Origin of the sequence: Pseudomonas fluorescens (assembly GCF_041354075.1) — a bacterium.
In the GTDB taxonomy this organism is placed as follows: Bacteria; Pseudomonadota; Gammaproteobacteria; order Pseudomonadales; family Pseudomonadaceae; genus Aquipseudomonas; species Aquipseudomonas fluorescens_CE.
In genome coordinates this window covers 82,607-99,755 of sequence record NZ_JARZGC010000002.1, presented here as the reverse complement: position 1 = coordinate 99,755, position 17,149 = coordinate 82,607, and the positions used below count along the sequence as shown (strand labels likewise).

The window sequence follows — 17,149 nt, the reverse complement described above, 5'->3', positions numbered from 1 at the left end:
CAGTGCCAGTCATTACAGCTTTAACCTGATGTAATGAATGAGCACTTTTGCATGAGTGGTGACCCGACCAAGGGTCGTCCGTCGGCTTGTGCGCAGGGGGTCGACACTATACTGTATATGCACACAGTATAGGGCTCATCCCATGGAACTCATCGACAAGCTCGGCATTCTGGCCGACGCCGCCAAGTACGACGCATCCTGCGCCAGCAGTGGCGCACCTAAGCGCAGCTCCGAAGGTAAGAGCGGGCTGGGCGCCACCGATGGCATGGGTATTTGCCACAGCTACACCCCGGACGGACGCTGCGTTTCGCTGCTGAAGGTGTTGCTGACCAATTTCTGTCTCTACGACTGCCAGTATTGCGTCAATCGCCGCTCCAGCGATGTGCCCCGGGCGCGGTTCACTCCCGAGGAAGTGGTGACGCTGACCCTGGATTTCTACCGGCGCAATTGCATCAGCGGGCTGTTTCTCAGCTCCGGGATCATTCGCTCGGCGGACTACACCATGGAGCAGTTGGTTCGTGTGGCGAAACTGCTGCGTGAGGAGCATGAATTTCGCGGATACATCCACCTCAAGACCATTCCCGAAGCCGACCCGGCATTGATCGAGGAGGCGGGGCGCTATGCTGATCGTCTGAGCGTGAACATTGAATTGCCCACCAATGCCAGCCTGCAGACCCTGGCCCCGGAGAAAGAGCTGGGCTCGATCCGCCAGGCAATGCAGACCATCTACACCGGCGAACAGACCGTGCTCAACGAGCCACGTGCGCCGAAATTCGCGCCAGCCGGGCAGAGCACGCAGATGATCGTCGGTGCCGACGAGACCGACGACAGCACCATTCTCCATAGCGCCCAGGCGCTGTACGGCAATTACCGTTTGCGCCGGGTGTATTACTCGGCCTTCAGCCCGATCCCCAACAGCCCGAAAAGCGTGCCCCTGGCCGCGCCGCCGCTGATGCGCGAGCATCGCTTGTATCAGGCGGATTTCCTGTTGCGCAGTTATGGTTTCAAGGCCGGTGAGTTGTTGAAAGGGCCGGGCCACCTGGCGCTCGACATCGACCCCAAGCTGGCCTGGGCGCTGGCCAATCGTGAAGTGTTTCCCCTGGACCTCAACCGTGCCGAGGCGACGCTGATCGCACGGATTCCCGGCATCGGCCTGCGCACCACCGAGCGTCTGGTGGAACTGCGCCGCCAGCGACGGATTCGTTACGAAGACCTGGCGCGGATGCGCTGCGTGCTGAGCAAGGCCAGGCCGTTTTTCATCACCAGCGACTACCACCCGCAACAGGCCGAGGTCACCAGCGATCTGCTGTATCAACAGATGCGTGACCGCCCGCAACCGCAGCAAATGGGCTTGTGGGGATGATCAACCTCGATTGCGACGACCTGTTCGTCACCTGGCGTCAGCAGGCGAGATGGCTGTTGAGCCATGGCGTCGACCCCAGCCAAGTGAGCTGGGCCTGTGAAGGTGTGACGGATCTGTTCACCAGTGACGAGCCCCTGCCCGAAGCCCTGGGGCCGTTCCAGGCGCGCATCCCGCGCATCTTGCTCGATACGCTCGAACAGGCGGCGCGGTATCGCGGCGATCAGCGCTGGAGTCTGCTGTACGAGGTGCTGTGGCGGGTGAGTCACGGGGACCGCACGGCCATGATGGCGGGTGACAAGCTTGGCAGTGAATTACAGCGAAGAATCAAACAGATACGTCGTGAATCTCATCATTTACATGCATTCGTGCGATTCGTTGCGGTGCCTGAAAATCCCGGGCCGCATTATGTCGCCTGGCACGAGCCGGCCCATGACATCCTGCACAGTGCCAGCGAACATTTCATCGGCCGCATGGGCCGTCACCGCTGGTTGATCGCCACGGCTCGAGACGGCGTCTACTACGATGGCGAGCAGCTGATCTACGAACGACACTGCCCGATAGAGTGGCAGCAACTGGCGCAAAACGTCGATGACCCCCATGGCGACATGTGGTTGACCTACTACAGCCATATCTTCAACCCGGCGCGACTGAACCCGAAGGTCATGCAAGGGCACCTGCCTGCCAGATTCTGGAAAAACCTGCCCGAAGGCGCATTGATTCCAGGATTGATCACCCAGGCACGGACCGGCAAACAACAGGATGGTCAGGCCAGCGGGGTCAGGGGCAGGGTGGGCAAGCAGATTGCGCGCGGTGGCCGCTGAAACCCGCTGTGAGTGCGTTTTGGCTTTTGATGTGGCTTTTGATCTTGATCTGCCCCGTCGGCAGGGCCGGAGCGAGGGTATGCCGAGCCTAGCCGAGGCACCGTACGTCAGGGGGATTAAAGCGCTTTGGTTACTTTCCGCCGGGCCGCGCAGGCTCTTCGAAAGTGACCCGCCGTAAGGGCGGAACACTAAGTGGCCGTTATCGCAGCAAAGGATATGTACACCCAAAAAACACGGGTGGATGTGAGGGCGCCTTCGCTGGCAAGCCAGCTCCCACCGTTGATCGTGTACACCCGGAGAAGTCAGGCTGGCCGCGAGGGCGCCTTCGCTGGCAAGCCAGCTCCCACCGTTGATCGTGTACACCCGGAGAAGTCAGGCTGGCCGCGAGGACGCCTTCGCTGGCAAGCCAGCTCCCACCGTTGATCGTGTGCACCCGGAGAATTCAGGTTGGCTTCGAGGCCGCCATCGCTGGCAAGCCAGCTCCTACAAGGGCCGCGTACATCCGCAGGAATCAGAGCCCGTCATCGTCGGAACGCCGCCCGGAGCCGGCTCGCACCCACAGGGGAAGAGGGCAGGCTGTTGGCGTTGGGCACAAAAAAGCCCCCGATCGCGTGAGCAACGGGGGCTTTTCGTGACAGCGGCGGGCTCAGATCAAACCTTGACGATCCAGCCTGCTGGCGCTTCGACGTCGCCAGTCTGCACACCCGTCAGCTCCTTGTAGAGCTTCTGGGTGATCGGGCCGACTTCGGTTTCGCTGTGGAACACATGCAGGTGGTCGTTGTAGCTGATACCACCGATCGGCGTGATCACCGCAGCGGTACCGCAGGCGCCGGCTTCCTTGAAGTCCGACAGCTTGTCGATCAGCACGTCACCTTCAACCACTTCCAGGCCCAAGCGCGATTTGGCCAGTTCGATCAGCGACAGGCGGGTAATGCCCGGCAGCACCGAAGGCGATTTGGGAGTGACGAACTTGTCGTCATGGGTGATCCCGAAGAAGTTGGCCGAACCGACTTCCTCGATTTTCGAGTGGGTCATCGGGTCCAGGTAGATCGCGTCGGCAAAGTTGGCCTTCTTGGCCTGGGAGCCCGGCATCAGGCTGGCGGCGTAGTTGCCACCGACCTTGGCGGCACCGGTGCCCTGCGGCGCGGCGCGGTCGAACGAGGAAATCACGAAGTTGTGCGGGGTCAGGCCGCCCTTGAAATAGGCGCCGACCGGGATGCAGAAGATCGAGAAGATGAACTCCGGCGCGGTACGCACGCCTATGTTGTCACCCACGCCGATCACGAACGGACGCAGGTACAGCGCGCCGCCGGTGCCGTAAGGCGGGATGAAGCGCTCGTTGGCGCGAACCACGGCCTTGCAGGCCTCGACGAACTGTTCGGTATCGACCTGTGGCATCAGCAGACGACCACAGCTGCGCTGCATGCGCAGGGCGTTCTGGTCCGGGCGGAACAGGTTGATCGACCCGTCCTTGCAACGATAGGCTTTCAGGCCTTCGAAGCATTGCTGGCCGTAATGAAGGGCCGTGGAGCCTTCGCTGATGTGCAGCACGTTATCTTCGGTCAGGGTGCCGGTGTCCCATTCGCCATTGCGAAAGTACGACAGATAGCGTTTGTCGGTCTTGATGTAGTCAAAACCCAACTTGTCCCAATTGATGCTTTCGTTACCCATGACACCCTCTATCACTTAACAGCCGCCGAAACGGTCAAGGCTTCTGACGTTTTTTGGATGGGCACAACAATACTTCATTCTTGGGCGGTTTCGCAGCCCGGACTATCGGATCACAGGCAGATAAATACCGTTGCCCTCAAGAATTCGCGAGCAAGCCCGCTCCCACAGGATCAGGGCACAGTCAATGTGGGAGCGGGCTTGCTCGCGAAGGGGCAGCCGCTACGCCGCCGATTTCCATGATTCACATATGCAAGGCATGCCCCAAAGCACGCAACGCCGCTTCCTGAACGGCTTCACCCAAGGTTGGATGGGCATGAATGGTGCCCGCGATGTCCTCCAGGCGAGCCCCCATCTCCAGGCTTTGGGCAAAGGCCGTCGACAATTCCGAAACACCCACGCCCACCGCTTGCCAGCCCAGGATCACATGATTATCCCGACGAGCGACCACCCGCACGAAGCCGCTTTTCGATTCCAGTGTCATCGCCCGGCCATTGGCCGCGAACGGGAAGCTGGAGACGATGCAGTCCAGGCCGGCGGCCTTGGCCTCGTCCGGGGTCTGGCCGACCACCACCAGCTCCGGATCGGTGAAGCACACGGCGGCAATGGCGGTCGGGTTGAATTCGCGGGTTTTACCGCTGATCAACTCGGCGACCATCTCGCCCTGGGCCATCGCCCGGTGCGCGAGCATCGGTTCGCCGCTCAGGTCGCCGATGGCGTAGACGTTGTGCATGCTGGTCTGGCAACGGTGGTCGATCTTGATGGAAGCGCCGTTCATCTCCAGATTCAGTGCTTCGAGATTCCACCCCTGAGTGTTCGGCTTGCGACCGACTGCGACCAGAACCTGATCGGTTTCAAGGTTCAGGGTACCGCCATCAGGATCGCTGACTTGCAGTGTATTGTTAGTAGAATCAAAGCCTTGAACGCTATGCTTCAAGTAAAGCTTCACGCCAAGCTTTTTCAGCTCATCGTGGACGGGCTGGGTCAATTCAGCGTCATACGCCGGCAGGATGCGATCCTGCGCCTCGACCACGCTGACCTCGGCGCCGAGCTTGCGATAGGCAATCCCCAGCTCCAGGCCGATGTAGCCACCGCCCACCACGACCAGCCGTTTGGGCAGCGACTTCGGTGCCAGGGCCTCGGTGGAGGAAATGACCGGCCCGCCAATCGGCAGCATCGGCAGGTTGACGCTTTTCGAACCGGTGGCCAGCACCAGATGTTCGCAGTGGATACGGGTGTCGTCGACCTCGACAGTCTTGCCGTCGATGATCTTCGCCCAACCCTGGATCACCTGAACCTTGTTTTTCTTCAGCAGCGCGGCAACCCCGGTAGTGAGGCGGTCAACGATGCCATCTTTCCATTCGATGCTCTTGCCGATGTCCAGGGTCGGCGCAGCGACGCTGATGCCCAGGGCCGAGTGCTGGCTGTGCTTTTGCGTCTGGTGGAACTGTTCCGCCACGTGAATCAAGGCTTTCGAGGGGATGCAGCCGATGTTCAGGCAGGTGCCGCCCAGGGATTGTCCTTCCACGAGAAGGGTCGGAATGCCCAGTTGGCCCGCGCGAATCGCCGTGACATAACCGCCAGGCCCGCCGCCGATGATCAGCAGGGTAGTGTTCAAAGTCTGCATGCCTTACTCCACGAACAGCGTAGCGGGTTGTTCGAGCAAGCCGCGCACGGCCTGGATGAATTGCGCCGCGTCCATGCCATCGACCACGCGGTGATCGAAGGAGCTGGAAAGGTTCATCATCTTGCGCACCACGATCTGGCCTTTGACCACCATCGGGCGTTCAACGATCTTGTTGACGCCGACGATCGCCACTTCCGGCAGGTTCAACACCGGCGTACTGACGATGCCGCCCAGCGCGCCAAGGCTGGTCAGGGTGATGCTGGAACCCGACAGCTCGTCGCGGCCGGCCTTGCCGTTGCGGGCTGCACTGGCCAGGCGGGCAATTTCACTGGCGTTGTCCCACAGGCTGCGCGCTTCGGCGTGACGCACCACGGGCACCATCAAGCCGCTGTCGGCCTGGGTGGCGATGCCCACGTGAACGGCGCCGAGACGGGTAATGACCTGGGCTTCATCGTCGTAACGGGCATTGATCTGCGGGAAATCGCGCAGGGCGACGACCAGCGCGCGGACCAGGAACGGCAGCAGGGTCAGCTTGCCGCGAGTTGCGCCGTGCTTTTCGTTCAGGTGCGCGCGCAGCTCTTCCACCGCCGTGACGTCGATTTCCTCGACATAACTGAAGTGCGCAGCCCGCTGGGTGGCGTCCTGCATGCGCTGGGCGATTTTGCGGCGCAGGCCGATCACCGGGATCTGTTCCTCGTCCTGGCGCTGGGCATAGGCGGCAGGCGCACTCGATGCGTTCGACTGGCCTTGCGCCAGATAGGCGTCGAGGTCGTCGTGCAGCACACGGCCGGCCGGGCCGCTGCCACGCACCAGGCGCAACGGGATGCCCAGATCGAGCGCGTGCTTGCGCACAGCCGGGGAGGCCAGCGGCCGCTCATCGGCTTCGCGAGCCACCCTCGGCCCTTGGCACACGGCCGCTTTCGCAGCGGGCGCGGCGACCGGTTTGCTGTCCATACGGGTTTCGACGACCGGTGCCGCCACCGGCGTTTGCTCTGCCGCTTCAGCTACAGCGGCTGGCTTGACGTTCCCCGCGCCTTCGACTTCGATGCTGATCAGCACGCTGCCGACCGCCATGACTTCGCCCGGCACACCGCCCAGCGAGATGACCTTGCCATGCACCGGCGAGGGGATGTCCACCATCGCCTTGTCGGTCATGACATCGGCCAGTACCTGATCTTCGACCACCATGTCGCCGACCTTGACGTGCCAGACCGACAACTCAACTTCTGCAATGCCTTCACCAATGTCCGGCATTTTAATGACGTGCGTGCCCATTCAGACCTCCATGACCCGTTGCAAAGCCGCGCCCACTCGGGACGGACCAGGGAAATACGCCCATTCCTGCGCGTGCGGGTAGGGGGTGTCCCAACCGGTGACGCGCTCGATGGGCGCTTCCAGGGAGTGGAAGCAATGTTCTTGCACCAGCGCCGCCAGTTCGGCGCCGAAACCGCAGGTGCGGGTCGCTTCGTGAACGATCACGCAGCGGCCGGTTTTCTTCACGGATTTGGTGATGGTTTCCAGGTCCAGGGGCCAGAGGCTGCGCAGGTCGATGACTTCGGCGTCGATCCCGGTCTCTTCAGCTGCCACTTGCGACACGTACACGGTGGTGCCGTAGGTCAGGATGGTCACGTCCTTGCCCGGACGGGTGATGGCGGCGACGTCCAGCGGTACGGTGTAGTAGCCGTCCGGGACTTGCGCGGCGGGGTGCTTCGACCAGGGCGTGACCGGGCGCTCGTGGTGCCCATCGAACGGGCCGTTGTACAGGCGCTTGGGCTCCAGGAAAATCACCGGGTCATCGTTCTCGATGGACGCGATCAGCAGGCCCTTGGCGTCGTAGGGATTGGAAGGCATCACGGTGCGCAGGCCACAGACCTGGGTGAACATCGCCTCGATGCTCTGGCTGTGGGTTTGCCCGCCATAGATGCCGCCGCCGCAAGGCATGCGCAGGGTCATGGGCGCGGTGAACTCGCCGGCCGAGCGGTAGCGCAGGCGTGCGGCTTCGGAAATGATCTGGTCCGACGCCGGGTACACATAGTCGGCAAACTGGATCTCGGCCACCGGGCGCAAGCCGTAGGCGCCCATGCCCACGGCGGCACCGACGATGCCGCTCTCGGAGATCGGCGCGTCGAACACGCGGGAGGTGCCGTACTTGCTCTGCAGGCCTTCGGTGCAACGGAACACGCCGCCGAAGTAGCCGACGTCCTGACCGAACACCACGACGTTATCGTCGCGCTCAAGCATCACATCCATGGCCGAGCGCAGGGCCTGGATCATGGTCATGGTGGTCGTGGTCATGGCGGTATCCAGCTGAATATTGTTGTTGTGATCGTTCATGTCAGATCCCCAACTGCTGACGCTGGCGCTTCAAGTGCTCCGGCATCTCTTTGTAGACGTCTTCGAAGATCGTCGCCGCGCTTGGAATGCGGCCACCGGCGAGGGTGCCGAACTGCTCGGCGGCTTTCTGTGCGGCAATGACTTCGGCTTCGAGTTCGGCGCTGACAGCGGCGTGCTCTTCCTCGGACCAGTGGCCGATTTTCACCAGGTGCTGCTTGAGGCGCGCGATCGGGTCGCCCAGCGGGAAACAGCTCCAGTCGTCGGCCGGACGGTATTTGGAGGGATCGTCGGAGGTGGAATGCGGGCCGGCGCGGTAGGTGACCCATTCGATCATGGTCGGGCCGAGGTTGCGCCGGGCGCGTTCGGCGGCCCAGCGGGACGCGGCGTACACGGCGGCAAAGTCGTTGCCGTCGACCCGCAGGGAGGCGATACCGCAGCCAACGCCGCGACCGGCGAAGGTGGTGGCTTCACCGCCGGCAATCGCCTGGAATGTGGAGATCGCCCACTGGTTGTTGACCACGTTGAGGATCACCGGGGCCCGATAGACGTGGGCGAAGGTGAGGGCGGTGTGGAAGTCGGACTCGGCGGTGGCGCCGTCGCCGATCCAGGCCGAAGCGATCTTGGTATCGCCCTTGATCGCCGAAGCCATGCCCCAGCCCACCGCCTGAATGAACTGGGTGGCGAGGTTGCCGGAGATGGTGAAGAAACCAGCCTCTTTGACCGAGTACATGATCGGCAGCTGGCGACCCTTGAGCGGGTCGTTCTCGTTGGACAGCAGCTGGCAGATCAGGTCCACCAGCGGCACGTCCCGGGCCATCAGGATGCTTTGCTGGCGGTAGGTCGGGAAGCACATGTCGTCGATGTTCAGCGCCAGGGCCTGGGCGCTGCCGATGGCTTCTTCGCCAAGGCTCTGCATGTAGAACGACATTTTCTTCTGGCGCTGGGCGACGACCATGCGGTTGTCGTAGATCCGCGTCTTGAGCATGGCGCGCATGCCTTTGCGCAGGATATCGACCGGGATGTCCTCGGCCCAGGGACCCAGGGCATTGCCCTCGTCATCGAGCACGCGAATCAGTCCGCGGGCCAGGTCGGCGGTGTCGGCAGGTTCGACGTCGATGGCGGGTTTGCGCACCGTACCGGCGTCAGTCAGGCGCAGGTAGGAGAAGTCGGTCTTGCAGCCTGGGCGGCCCGAAGGTTCGGGAACGTGCAGGCGCAGCGGTTCGTACGCTTGGTTCATGGCTTCTACGCTCGATCTTGTGAATTTCTTGTAGTGAGCTGACGGTCATTCCACGGTGATGGAAATCTTGTCCTACAAACATCATAGGCCCGGCGCAGGAGAATATTTATCTGTGTTTCGTTGCGTTGGCGATCATTTGGGGATAAAAAATCTGCACAACCATAAAAATCAGGTGATTTTGTCTCATGCGCAAACTGGACCGTACCGACATCGGCATTCTCAACAGCCTCCAGGAGAATGCGCGCATCACCAACGCCGATCTCGCCCGCTCGGTCAACCTGTCACCGACACCGTGCTTCAACCGGGTCAAGGCCATGGAAGAGCTGGGGGTGATTCGCGAGCAGGTGACCCTGCTGGACGCCGACCTGCTGGGGCTGCACGTGAATGTGTTCATCCATGTCAGCCTGGAAAAGCAGGTCGAACGGGCCTTGCAGCATTTCGAGGAAGCGATCTCGGATCGCCCCGAAGTGATGGAGTGCTATCTGATGGCCGGTGATCCGGACTATCTGATCCGGGTGCTGGTGCCGAGCATTCAGTCGCTCGAGCGCTTCATGATGGACTTCCTCACCAAGGTCCCGGGCGTGGCCAACATCCGCTCGAGTTTTGCGCTCAAGCAGGTGCGCTACAAGACCGCGCTGCCATTGCCGGCCAATGGTTTGACGTTGGGGGTTTAGCGCCGTGCGCAGATCCTGTAGGAGCGGACTCGTCCGCGATGGTGGTTAACGATGACGCTGGAAGCCTGACACACAGCGGTGTCCTCGCGTTTTTCGCGAGCATGCTCGCTCCTACAGATGCTCCTTGGGTCAGAGCTTGTTCAGCGGGATTTTCAGGTAGGTGACGCCGTTGTCCTCGGCGGGCGGCAAATGCCCTGCGCGCACATTGACCTGGATCGCCGGCAGCAGCAGCGTCGGCATGCCCAGCCCGGCATCGCGCCCGGTGCGCATGGCGACGAAGGCGTCTTCATCGATGCCGTCGCGCACGTGGATGTTGTGCTGGCGCTGTTCGCCCACCGTGGTCTGGCACTGGTGCTCGCGGCCCTCGGGCGGGTAGTCATGGCACACGTACAGCCGCACGCTGGCGGGGAAGGCCAGGAGTTTGCGGATCGAGGCAAACAACTGGTTGGCATTGCCGCCGGGAAAGTCGCAACGCGCCGTGCCGACATCCGGCATGAACAAGGTATCGCCCACCAGGATCACGTCGCTGTCGATCAGGTAGGCCATGTCCGCCGGCGTATGGCCGGGCACATGCAGCGCGGTGGCCTTGAGGTTGCCGATCATGAACGATTCGTCCGGCGCGAACAGGTGATCGAACTGCGAGCCGTCCACTGCAAATTCCGCTTCCAGGTTGAACAGGCCCTTGAACACCCCCTGCACCGCGCTGATCGACTGGCCAATGGCGATCTGGCCGCCCAGCAACCGGCGCAGATAGGGCGCGGCGGACAGGTGATCGGCGTGGGCGTGGGTTTCCAGCAGCCATTGCACCTGCAAGCGGTGTTCCCTGACGAACGTCACGATCCTGTCCGCCTGGGTGGTGGCGGTGCGGCCGGCGGCGGGGTCGTAGTCGAGCACAGGGTCGACAATCGCACACAGGCCGCCTTCGGCTTCGTAGATGACGTAGCTATAAGTGGATGACGCGGGGTCGAGAAAGGCTTCGATCAAGGCAGGCATGGTGGCCGTTTCTTCAGGGACAGGCATTGAGGGTAGTGTGATTTTCCCCGGCCTGACCAGCCCCGGCATCAATCAAAGGATGAAAAAAACGCCCGGGGCTCTATCCTGTCAGGCATCGATACCGGGCGTTCCCGGCTCTTTTCGCGGATTTCGAGTGTTTTATGTTGCTGGCAAGTGTGTTTGGCCTGGTCATGGGGCTGGTGCTCGGTTTGACCGGCGCCGGGGGCGGCATCCTGGCGGTTCCGGCGCTGGTGCTGGGGTTGGGCCTGAGCATGACGCAGGCGGCACCGGTGGCCCTTTTTGCCGTCGGCAGCGCGGCGGCGGTCGGCGCCATCGACGGTTTGCGCCATGGCCTGGTGCGCTACCGTGCGGCGTTATTGATCGCGTTGCTGGGGGCGCTGTTTTCGCCGCTTGGCATCTACCTCGCCCACCAATTGGCGGAACGGACGCTGATGATCCTGTTCAGCGGCCTGATCGTCATGGTGGCCTGGCGCATGTTGCGTCGCGAACGCCGCGACGACGGTCCCAGTGACCACGGTCACGCCAACTGGGGCCAGAAGAACTGCATGCTCGATCAACAGACCGGGCGCTTTTCCTGGACCGCCAAATGCACCGCGACCCTGGCGGCGCTGGGCGCGGTGACCGGCGTGGTCTCCGGTTTGCTCGGGGTCGGTGGCGGTTTTCTGATCGTCCCGGCGTTCAAGCAACTGACCGATGTGCAAATGCGCGGCATCGTCGCCACGTCGCTGATGGTCATCAGCCTGATTTCCGCCATTGGCGTCATCGGTGCGTTGCAGGCCGGCGTGCGTATCGATGGCCTGGGCTTTGCGTTCATCGCCGCGAGCGTGGTCGGCATGGTCATCGGCCGCAAGCTCTGCGCGCGGGTGCCCGCCCGGGCGTTGCAGGTCGGCTTCGCCACGGTGTGCGTGGTAGTCGCGGCCTATATGCTGCTCCGTTCGCAGGGCTAGACGGTCTTACATCCTTGGTTCCGGGCCCGGTCGCGGGCCGGTCCTGGGCCCAAGTTGCCAAGCGGGCAACGTCGCTCCAAAGCACTTCATAAACGCCTCCAAGGCAGCGTATGACGCCACCGGTCGCCTTTCCATAATCGCCTCCGACATCCAGTCCCCATGCTGCGGAGCGCGTCATGCACAACAATAAGAACTTCAAGCGTCGTTACTTGCCAGCCTTCATCGCCAGCCTGTCGGGCCTCGGTCTGAGTACCCTGGCCGAAGCCGAAATCATGCTGTACGACAAGGACCAGACCACGTTTTCCACCGATGGCTATATCAACGCCTTCTACGTGAACAGCGACGTCGACCGTGCCGGCGATCAGTACGACCGTCGACAGGCGCGGGTCAAGATGGGATTCCTGCCCAACTACCTGGGGTTCAACATGGGCAAGCAGGTCGACGACCTCAAGCTCGGCGCCCGGGCGTCGTTCTGGGTGACCATCAACGACAGCGAAACCAACGGCACCGACACCGCCATCGACGTCCGCCAGTTCTACGGCACCGTGGCCAATCCCGAATGGGGTGAAGTGCTGGTGGGCAAGGATTTCGGCCTGTTCGCCCGTTCCAACATCCTGCTGGACGAACTGCTCGCCGGTTACGGTCAGGTCAGCGACACCCTGGGCCTGGTCGATGGCGGGGGCGTCTCGTTCGGCAACATCGGCAGCGGTTACCCGTATCCGTTTCCGACGTCACAGATCACCTACCGCACTCCGGTGATGGACGGTCTGCGCGTGGCGGTCGGTATCATGGACCCGGTGGACACCAACGACAGCAGTCCGACGGGCAAGGCCTACCAGAAGAACCCGCGCACCGAAAGCGAAATCACCTACCAGTTCGACGTCGGCGGGGCGAAGATCTACAGCTGGCTCAACGGCAGCTACCAGACTTCGGACAACACCGACTCCACGGTCGAGTCCGTCACGTCCAAGGGCGTCGGTTATGGCGTACAGGCGAAGATGGGCGGCTTGTCGCTGACCGGCTCGGGGTTCCAGGCCAAGGGCATCAACCCGTTCTTCACCAACAACGCGGGCGAACCGACCCTGCGCAATGTCGACAGCGACGGTTACCTTTTGCAGGGTTCCTACAAACTGGGCAAGAACCGCCTGGCCCTGTCCTATGGCAAGACCAAGGATGACGGCAACGGTGCGGTCGGCACCGGCGCCGATTACGAGACCCGTGGCATCGCGCTGTTCCACGACGTCAACGACAACCTGAAGCTGGTGGCCGAGTACAACCAGTTCGAAATCAACGGCCATGACACCAGCGCGCAGAATGAAGACACCGATACCTTCGCGGTGGGGGCGGTGCTGACCTGGTAGCTCCCTCTCCTGAATAAAGCCAAGCCCCTGTGGGCTGTTCCCCCATCGGCTTGTCGCCACAAAACACTGTAGGAGCGAGCATGCTCGCGATGGTAGACGATGCACCGCTGGGCATCAGAGACCCCGCGTATTCGTTGGCCTCCTTCGTCGGAACGCCGCCCGGAGCATGCTCGCTCCTACAGTTGACTCCTCCCATCGAACCGCCAGACCGCTACCCAAGTAGCATACGGCGCACCCCACCGTCTTCGTACACTCGTGCCTCATACAGGCTTCTGCGGGAGGCGACGATGCAAGGGCTCAATAACGAAGGTATCGTCAGCGCCATGTCCCAGGCGACCGATGCCCAGCAAGCGGCACAGGAGCTGGCGCGCCAGCTGCTGCACCCGCACCTGGGCTTCGTGCTGTTCTTCTGTTCCGCCGAATACGACTTGCAGGCACTGGGGCAGGCCCTGCAGCAGAGCTTTGGCGGGATCCGCCTGGTCGGCTGCACCAGCGCCGGGGAAATCACACCGTCGGGCTACGGGCGCAATTGCGTGACGGCGGTGGGTTTCGATCATCGGCATTTTTCCATCGACGCCGAACTGATCGACGAAATGGAGCGCTTCAGCCTGATCGACGCCCAGCAGATGGTCGAACGCCTGGTCAGTGGCTGTCGCAGCAACACCCTGGCGCCGATCAAGGGCAACAGCTTTGCCCTGACCCTGCTCGATGGCCTGTCCAGCCGCGAAGAGATGGTCCTGGCGGCCTTGAGCGCGGCGCTGGGCGACATTCCGCATTTCGGCGGTTCGGCCGGTGACGACAATTACCTGACCCACACCCACGTCTACTTCGGCGGCGCGTTCCACAGCGGCGCAGCGGTGGTGCTGCTGGTCAACACCTGGCTGGACTTCGAAGTGTTCACCACCCACCACATCCTGCCGCGCGCGGAAAAACTGGTGGTCACCGGGGCGGACAGCACCTCGCGCCGGGTTTTCGAACTCAACGCCGAGCCCGCCGCCGAGGAGTATGCCCGGCACATCGGCGTGGCGGTGGCGGACCTCGATCACCGGATTTTCGCCGCCCATCCGCTGGCGGTGCGCATCAACGATCAATACTACGTGCGGGCGATCCAGCAGGTTCATGCGGACCTCAGCCTGGGTTTCTACTGCGCCGTGGAAAACGGCATCGTCCTCACCGTCATGACCCCAGGCCCGATGCTGCCCAACCTGCAAACCCTGTTCGACGGCTTGCAGGCGCGGCTCGGCGATCTGTTGCTGACCATCGGTTGCGACTGTTTCCTGCGGCGCATGGAGCTGGAAGACGACGGCAGCCTCGGGCAGATCGGCGACTTTCTGCGCGAGCGGCGGGTGATCGGGTTCAACACCTACGGAGAACAGTTCAATGGCATGCACATCAACCAGACCTTTACCGGGGTCGCCATTGCCAACGGTCGCTCCTCCGGACGCCGTTGAGCCCGACCTGCAAGCCCGGATCGCCAGCCTGCAGCACGAAAACCAGAAGCTGCGGCGGATCAATGCGGCGTTGATCGAGCGCATCGAGTCCGGTGTCACCCGTGGCAATGATCCCTATCGGGCGTTCCAGCACTCGGTGGTGCTGGCCGAGCAGGTGCGCGAACGCACCGATGCCCTGAACCAGGCCATGGCCGAACTGAAGTCGGGCAATCACTTGCTCAGTGAAGCACGACTGCGGGCGGAAACCGCCCATCAACACCTGATCGATGCCATCGAGAGCATTTCCGACGCCTTCGTGCTGTTCGACGCGGAGCAGCGCATCGTGCTGTTCAACAGCCGGTTCAAGGCGTTCTGGAGCAACAGCCGGGTGCGGATCAACGCCGGCATGCGCCTGGTCGAAGTGAAACGGTTGATGTTCGCCACCGACCTGTTCACCGAGGAGCCTCGGGGCCAGGCTGACGAAAACCTGCTGTATCGCCTGCACAACGGGCGTTGGCTGCAAGTCAGCGAGCGGCCGACCCAGGAGGGCGGGCGAGTGATCCTGTTTACCGACATCACCGACGTCAAGCACAGCGAGACCATGCGCCGCGAGCAGGCCGTGGCGCAGAAATCGCACCTGTTGCAACGGGCCGTGGACAACCTGTCCCAGGGCGTGGCCATGGTCAACGCCGAGGGTGTGCTGGAGTTGTGGAACCGGCGTTTCCTCGAACTCAGCGGCCTCGCCCCGGTGGCGGCCCATCGCCCGTTCGCCGAAGTGATCGGCGACAGCGAATTGAGCCTGCTGACCCCGGCCACTCGCGATGGCAACGGTCGCCCGATGCAGGAGCTGGAACAGCGGCTGTACGACGGCCGAGTGCTGGAAATCCGCACGCATCCGCTGCCCACCGGGGGGTTCGTCAACACCTTCACCGACATCACCGAACGCTATCAGCATGCCGAAGCGCTGAGCGAGAGCGAACGCTGGATTCGCCTGATCACTGACCACGTCCCGGCGTTGATCGCCTACCTCAACGCCGATCTGGTCTATGAATTCACCAACAAGGTCTACGAAGAGTGGTATTGCTGGCCCCGCGGCGTGATGCTCGGACAGAGCCTGCGCGAGGTGCACAGCGAGCAGCATTACCAGCGCCTGGAAGCCTATATCGCCCGGGCGCTGGCGGGGGAAAGCGTGACGTTCGAGTTTGCCGAAACCAACATCAACCACCAGGAACGCTACATGCTGCGCTCCTACGTGCCCAACCGGCTGGCCAGCGGGGAAGTGGTGGGGATTTTCGTGCTGATCCGCGACATCACCGAGCGCCGGCGCACTGCCGAGGCCCTGCACCAGGCCTACCAGAACCTGGAGCTGCGGGTACGCGAACGCACGGCGGAACTGACTACCCTCAACGATCAGCTGTTGAGGGAGATCGACGAGCGCCGGCGTGTCGAATCCCGTCTGCGCGAGGCCAAGCTTGAAGCCGAGCAGGCGAACCTGTCGAAGACCAAGTTCCTCGCCGCTGTCAGTCACGATTTGCTGCAACCGTTGAACGCGGCTCGGCTGTTCACCAGCGCCTTGCTGGAACGCGGCGAGCCGCTGGCCAACGAGATTCTGGTGCGCAACGTCAGCAATTCCCTGGACGACGTGGAAAACCTGCTGGGCACCCTGGTGGACATTTCCAAGCTCGATGCGGGTGTGATCAAGGCCGACATCGCCCCGTTCGCCCTGAGTGAGTTGCTGGAAAACCTCGCCGCCGAATACACCCAGGTGGCGCGCAGCGAGGGTCTGGCGCTGCATTTCATTGGGTGTTCGGCGCTGGTGCGCAGTGATATTCAATTGCTCGCGCGCATTCTGCGCAACCTGCTCAGCAACGCGATTCGCTACACCTACAGCGGTCGCGTGGTGCTCGGCTGTCGGCGTCGGCAGCAGAAACTGTCGATCGAGGTGTGGGACAGTGGCATGGGCATTGCGGAAAACCGACTGGAGGAAATCTTCCAGGAGTTCAAGCGCGGGGACGTGCAGCGCCCGGATCAGGATCGCGGCCTCGGCCTCGGGCTGGCCATCGTCGAGAAGATCGCCGGGATTCTCGGCCACCGCATTCACGTGCGCTCATGGCCGGGCAAGGGCTCGGTGTTCAGCGTCGAAGTGCCGCTGAGCGCCACGGCACCCAAAGCGCTGCCTTCGCTGCTGATGAGCGAGCCGATGCTTGAACGCCTTCGCGGCGCGCGGGTCTGGGTGCTGGACAACGACGCAGCGATCTGCGCCGGCATGCGCACGCTGCTGGAAGGCTGGGGCTGTCAGGTGGTCACGGCCTTGTCGGAGCAGGACCTGGCGCGGCAAGTGGACAATTACCATGCCGATGCGGACCTGCTGATCGCCGACTATCACCTGGACGACGAGCAGAATGGCGTCGATGCGGTGGCGCGGATCAATGCACGGCGCGCTTCAGCGATTCCGGCGATGATGATCACCGCTAACTACAGCAATGAGCTGAAAGTGCAGATCCGTGAACTGGGGCACACCCTGATGCACAAGCCGGTGCGGCCGATGAAGCTGAAGACGGCGATGAGTCATTTGCTGGGTAGGTCTTGAAGCATTGCGGCGCCGGTCAGGGCCCTATCGCGGGCAAGCCCGCTCCCACAGGGTTTGGCGTCGTACGCAAAATCTGTGTTCAC

13 protein-coding genes are annotated in these 17,149 nt (G+C 62.5%); 7 read left to right on the top strand and 6 right to left on the bottom strand.

Annotated features, from left to right (window positions below; genetic code table 11):
• Window positions 1-142: 142 nt before the first annotated feature.
• Together QIW53_RS02745 and QIW53_RS02740 are read left to right on the top strand one after the other, a co-directional pair.
• On the top strand, window positions 143-1,363 hold the full coding sequence (locus QIW53_RS02745) for a putative DNA modification/repair radical SAM protein (RefSeq protein WP_371048164.1): 1,221 nt from the start codon (window positions 143-145) through the stop codon (window positions 1,361-1,363).
• Window positions 1,360-2,184: a TIGR03915 family putative DNA repair protein gene (locus tag QIW53_RS02740; protein ID WP_371048163.1), complete on the top strand. Its 825-nt coding sequence runs from the start codon at window positions 1,360-1,362 to the stop codon at window positions 2,182-2,184. Before QIW53_RS02745 ends, QIW53_RS02740 begins: the two co-directional genes overlap by 4 nt.
• 651 nt (window positions 2,185-2,835) lie before the next feature.
• On the opposite strand, the gene QIW53_RS02735 is transcribed toward QIW53_RS02740, so the two are convergent.
• The 5 genes from QIW53_RS02735 to QIW53_RS02715 all read right to left on the bottom strand — a co-directional run bounded on the left by QIW53_RS02735 (window position 2,836) and on the right by QIW53_RS02715 (window position 9,050).
• Window positions 2,836-3,855 (bottom strand): branched-chain amino acid aminotransferase, encoded by a 1,020-nt coding sequence (locus QIW53_RS02735; protein ID WP_371048162.1) that lies wholly within the window; start codon window positions 3,853-3,855, stop codon window positions 2,836-2,838.
• Window positions 3,856-4,096: 241 nt separating this feature from the next.
• Window positions 4,097-5,479 carry a dihydrolipoyl dehydrogenase gene (gene lpdA / locus QIW53_RS02730; RefSeq protein WP_371048161.1) on the bottom strand — a complete coding sequence of 461 codons (1,383 nt, stop codon included), beginning with the start codon at window positions 5,477-5,479 and terminating at the stop codon, window positions 4,097-4,099.
• 3 nt (window positions 5,480-5,482) lie between these two features.
• Complete coding sequence (locus tag QIW53_RS02725) at window positions 5,483-6,754, bottom strand: dihydrolipoamide acetyltransferase family protein (protein ID WP_371048160.1); 1,272 nt, start codon at window positions 6,752-6,754, stop codon at window positions 5,483-5,485.
• A complete protein-coding gene (locus tag QIW53_RS02720) occupies window positions 6,755-7,813 on the bottom strand; it encodes an alpha-ketoacid dehydrogenase subunit beta (protein ID WP_371048159.1) in 1,059 nt (352 codons plus the stop codon).
• Between the two features lies 1 nt (window position 7,814).
• Window positions 7,815-9,050: a 3-methyl-2-oxobutanoate dehydrogenase (2-methylpropanoyl-transferring) subunit alpha gene (locus QIW53_RS02715; protein WP_371048158.1), complete on the bottom strand. Its 1,236-nt coding sequence runs from the start codon at window positions 9,048-9,050 to the stop codon at window positions 7,815-7,817.
• Between the two features lie 185 nt (window positions 9,051-9,235).
• Here QIW53_RS02715 and bkdR point away from each other — a divergent pair, with 185 nt between their 5' ends.
• On the top strand, window positions 9,236-9,724 hold the full coding sequence (gene bkdR, locus QIW53_RS02710; RefSeq protein WP_371048157.1) for a Bkd operon transcriptional regulator BkdR: 489 nt from the start codon (window positions 9,236-9,238) through the stop codon (window positions 9,722-9,724).
• Window positions 9,725-9,853: 129 nt separating this feature from the next.
• Here the strand turns inward: bkdR and QIW53_RS02705 are convergent, their stop codons facing one another.
• Window positions 9,854-10,717: an MBL fold metallo-hydrolase gene (locus QIW53_RS02705; RefSeq protein WP_371048156.1), complete on the bottom strand. Its 864-nt coding sequence runs from the start codon at window positions 10,715-10,717 to the stop codon at window positions 9,854-9,856.
• A gap of 161 nt (window positions 10,718-10,878) precedes the next feature.
• Between QIW53_RS02705 and QIW53_RS02700 the strand changes: the two genes are divergently transcribed.
• The 4 genes from QIW53_RS02700 (at window position 10,879) to nahK (ending at window position 17,066) form a co-directional block, all read left to right on the top strand.
• Window positions 10,879-11,685 carry a sulfite exporter TauE/SafE family protein gene (locus tag QIW53_RS02700; RefSeq protein ID WP_371048155.1) on the top strand — a complete coding sequence of 269 codons (807 nt, stop codon included), beginning with the start codon at window positions 10,879-10,881 and terminating at the stop codon, window positions 11,683-11,685.
• Window positions 11,686-11,861: 176 nt separating this feature from the next.
• Window positions 11,862-13,046, top strand: coding sequence for a porin (locus QIW53_RS02695; protein WP_371048154.1), 1,185 nt, complete (start codon window positions 11,862-11,864; stop codon window positions 13,044-13,046).
• Window positions 13,047-13,333: 287 nt separating this feature from the next.
• On the top strand, window positions 13,334-14,497 hold the full coding sequence (nosP, locus tag QIW53_RS02690) for a nitric oxide-sensing protein NosP (protein WP_371048153.1): 1,164 nt from the start codon (window positions 13,334-13,336) through the stop codon (window positions 14,495-14,497).
• A complete protein-coding gene (gene nahK, locus QIW53_RS02685) occupies window positions 14,427-17,066 on the top strand; it encodes a hybrid sensor histidine kinase/response regulator NahK/ErcS' (RefSeq protein ID WP_371048152.1) in 2,640 nt (879 codons plus the stop codon). Before nosP ends, nahK begins: the two co-directional genes overlap by 71 nt.
• Window positions 17,067-17,149: the final 83 nt, after the last annotated feature.

What these genes read in the sequence shown, in the direction of transcription:
- QIW53_RS02725 (WP_371048160.1), bottom strand. Translation starts at nt 6,754, where the DNA reads ATGGGCACGCACGTCATTAAAATGCCGGACATTGGTGAAGGCATTGCA.
- QIW53_RS02720 (WP_371048159.1), bottom strand. Translation starts at nt 7,813, where the DNA reads ATGAACGATCACAACAACAATATTCAGCTGGATACCGCCATGACCACG.
- nahK (WP_371048152.1), top strand. Translation starts at nt 14,427, where the DNA reads ATGGCATGCACATCAACCAGACCTTTACCGGGGTCGCCATTGCCAACG.
- nosP (WP_371048153.1), top strand. Translation starts at nt 13,334, where the DNA reads ATGCAAGGGCTCAATAACGAAGGTATCGTCAGCGCCATGTCCCAGGCG.
- QIW53_RS02740 (WP_371048163.1), top strand. Translation starts at nt 1,360, where the DNA reads ATGATCAACCTCGATTGCGACGACCTGTTCGTCACCTGGCGTCAGCAG.
- QIW53_RS02735 (WP_371048162.1), bottom strand. Translation starts at nt 3,855, where the DNA reads ATGGGTAACGAAAGCATCAATTGGGACAAGTTGGGTTTTGACTACATC.
- bkdR (WP_371048157.1), top strand. Translation starts at nt 9,236, where the DNA reads ATGCGCAAACTGGACCGTACCGACATCGGCATTCTCAACAGCCTCCAG.
- QIW53_RS02705 (WP_371048156.1), bottom strand. Translation starts at nt 10,717, where the DNA reads ATGCCTGCCTTGATCGAAGCCTTTCTCGACCCCGCGTCATCCACTTAT.
- QIW53_RS02700 (WP_371048155.1), top strand. Translation starts at nt 10,879, where the DNA reads ATGTTGCTGGCAAGTGTGTTTGGCCTGGTCATGGGGCTGGTGCTCGGT.
- QIW53_RS02715 (WP_371048158.1), bottom strand. Translation starts at nt 9,050, where the DNA reads ATGAACCAAGCGTACGAACCGCTGCGCCTGCACGTTCCCGAACCTTCG.
- QIW53_RS02695 (WP_371048154.1), top strand. Translation starts at nt 11,862, where the DNA reads ATGCACAACAATAAGAACTTCAAGCGTCGTTACTTGCCAGCCTTCATC.
- lpdA (WP_371048161.1), bottom strand. Translation starts at nt 5,479, where the DNA reads ATGCAGACTTTGAACACTACCCTGCTGATCATCGGCGGCGGGCCTGGC.
- QIW53_RS02745 (WP_371048164.1), top strand. Translation starts at nt 143, where the DNA reads ATGGAACTCATCGACAAGCTCGGCATTCTGGCCGACGCCGCCAAGTAC.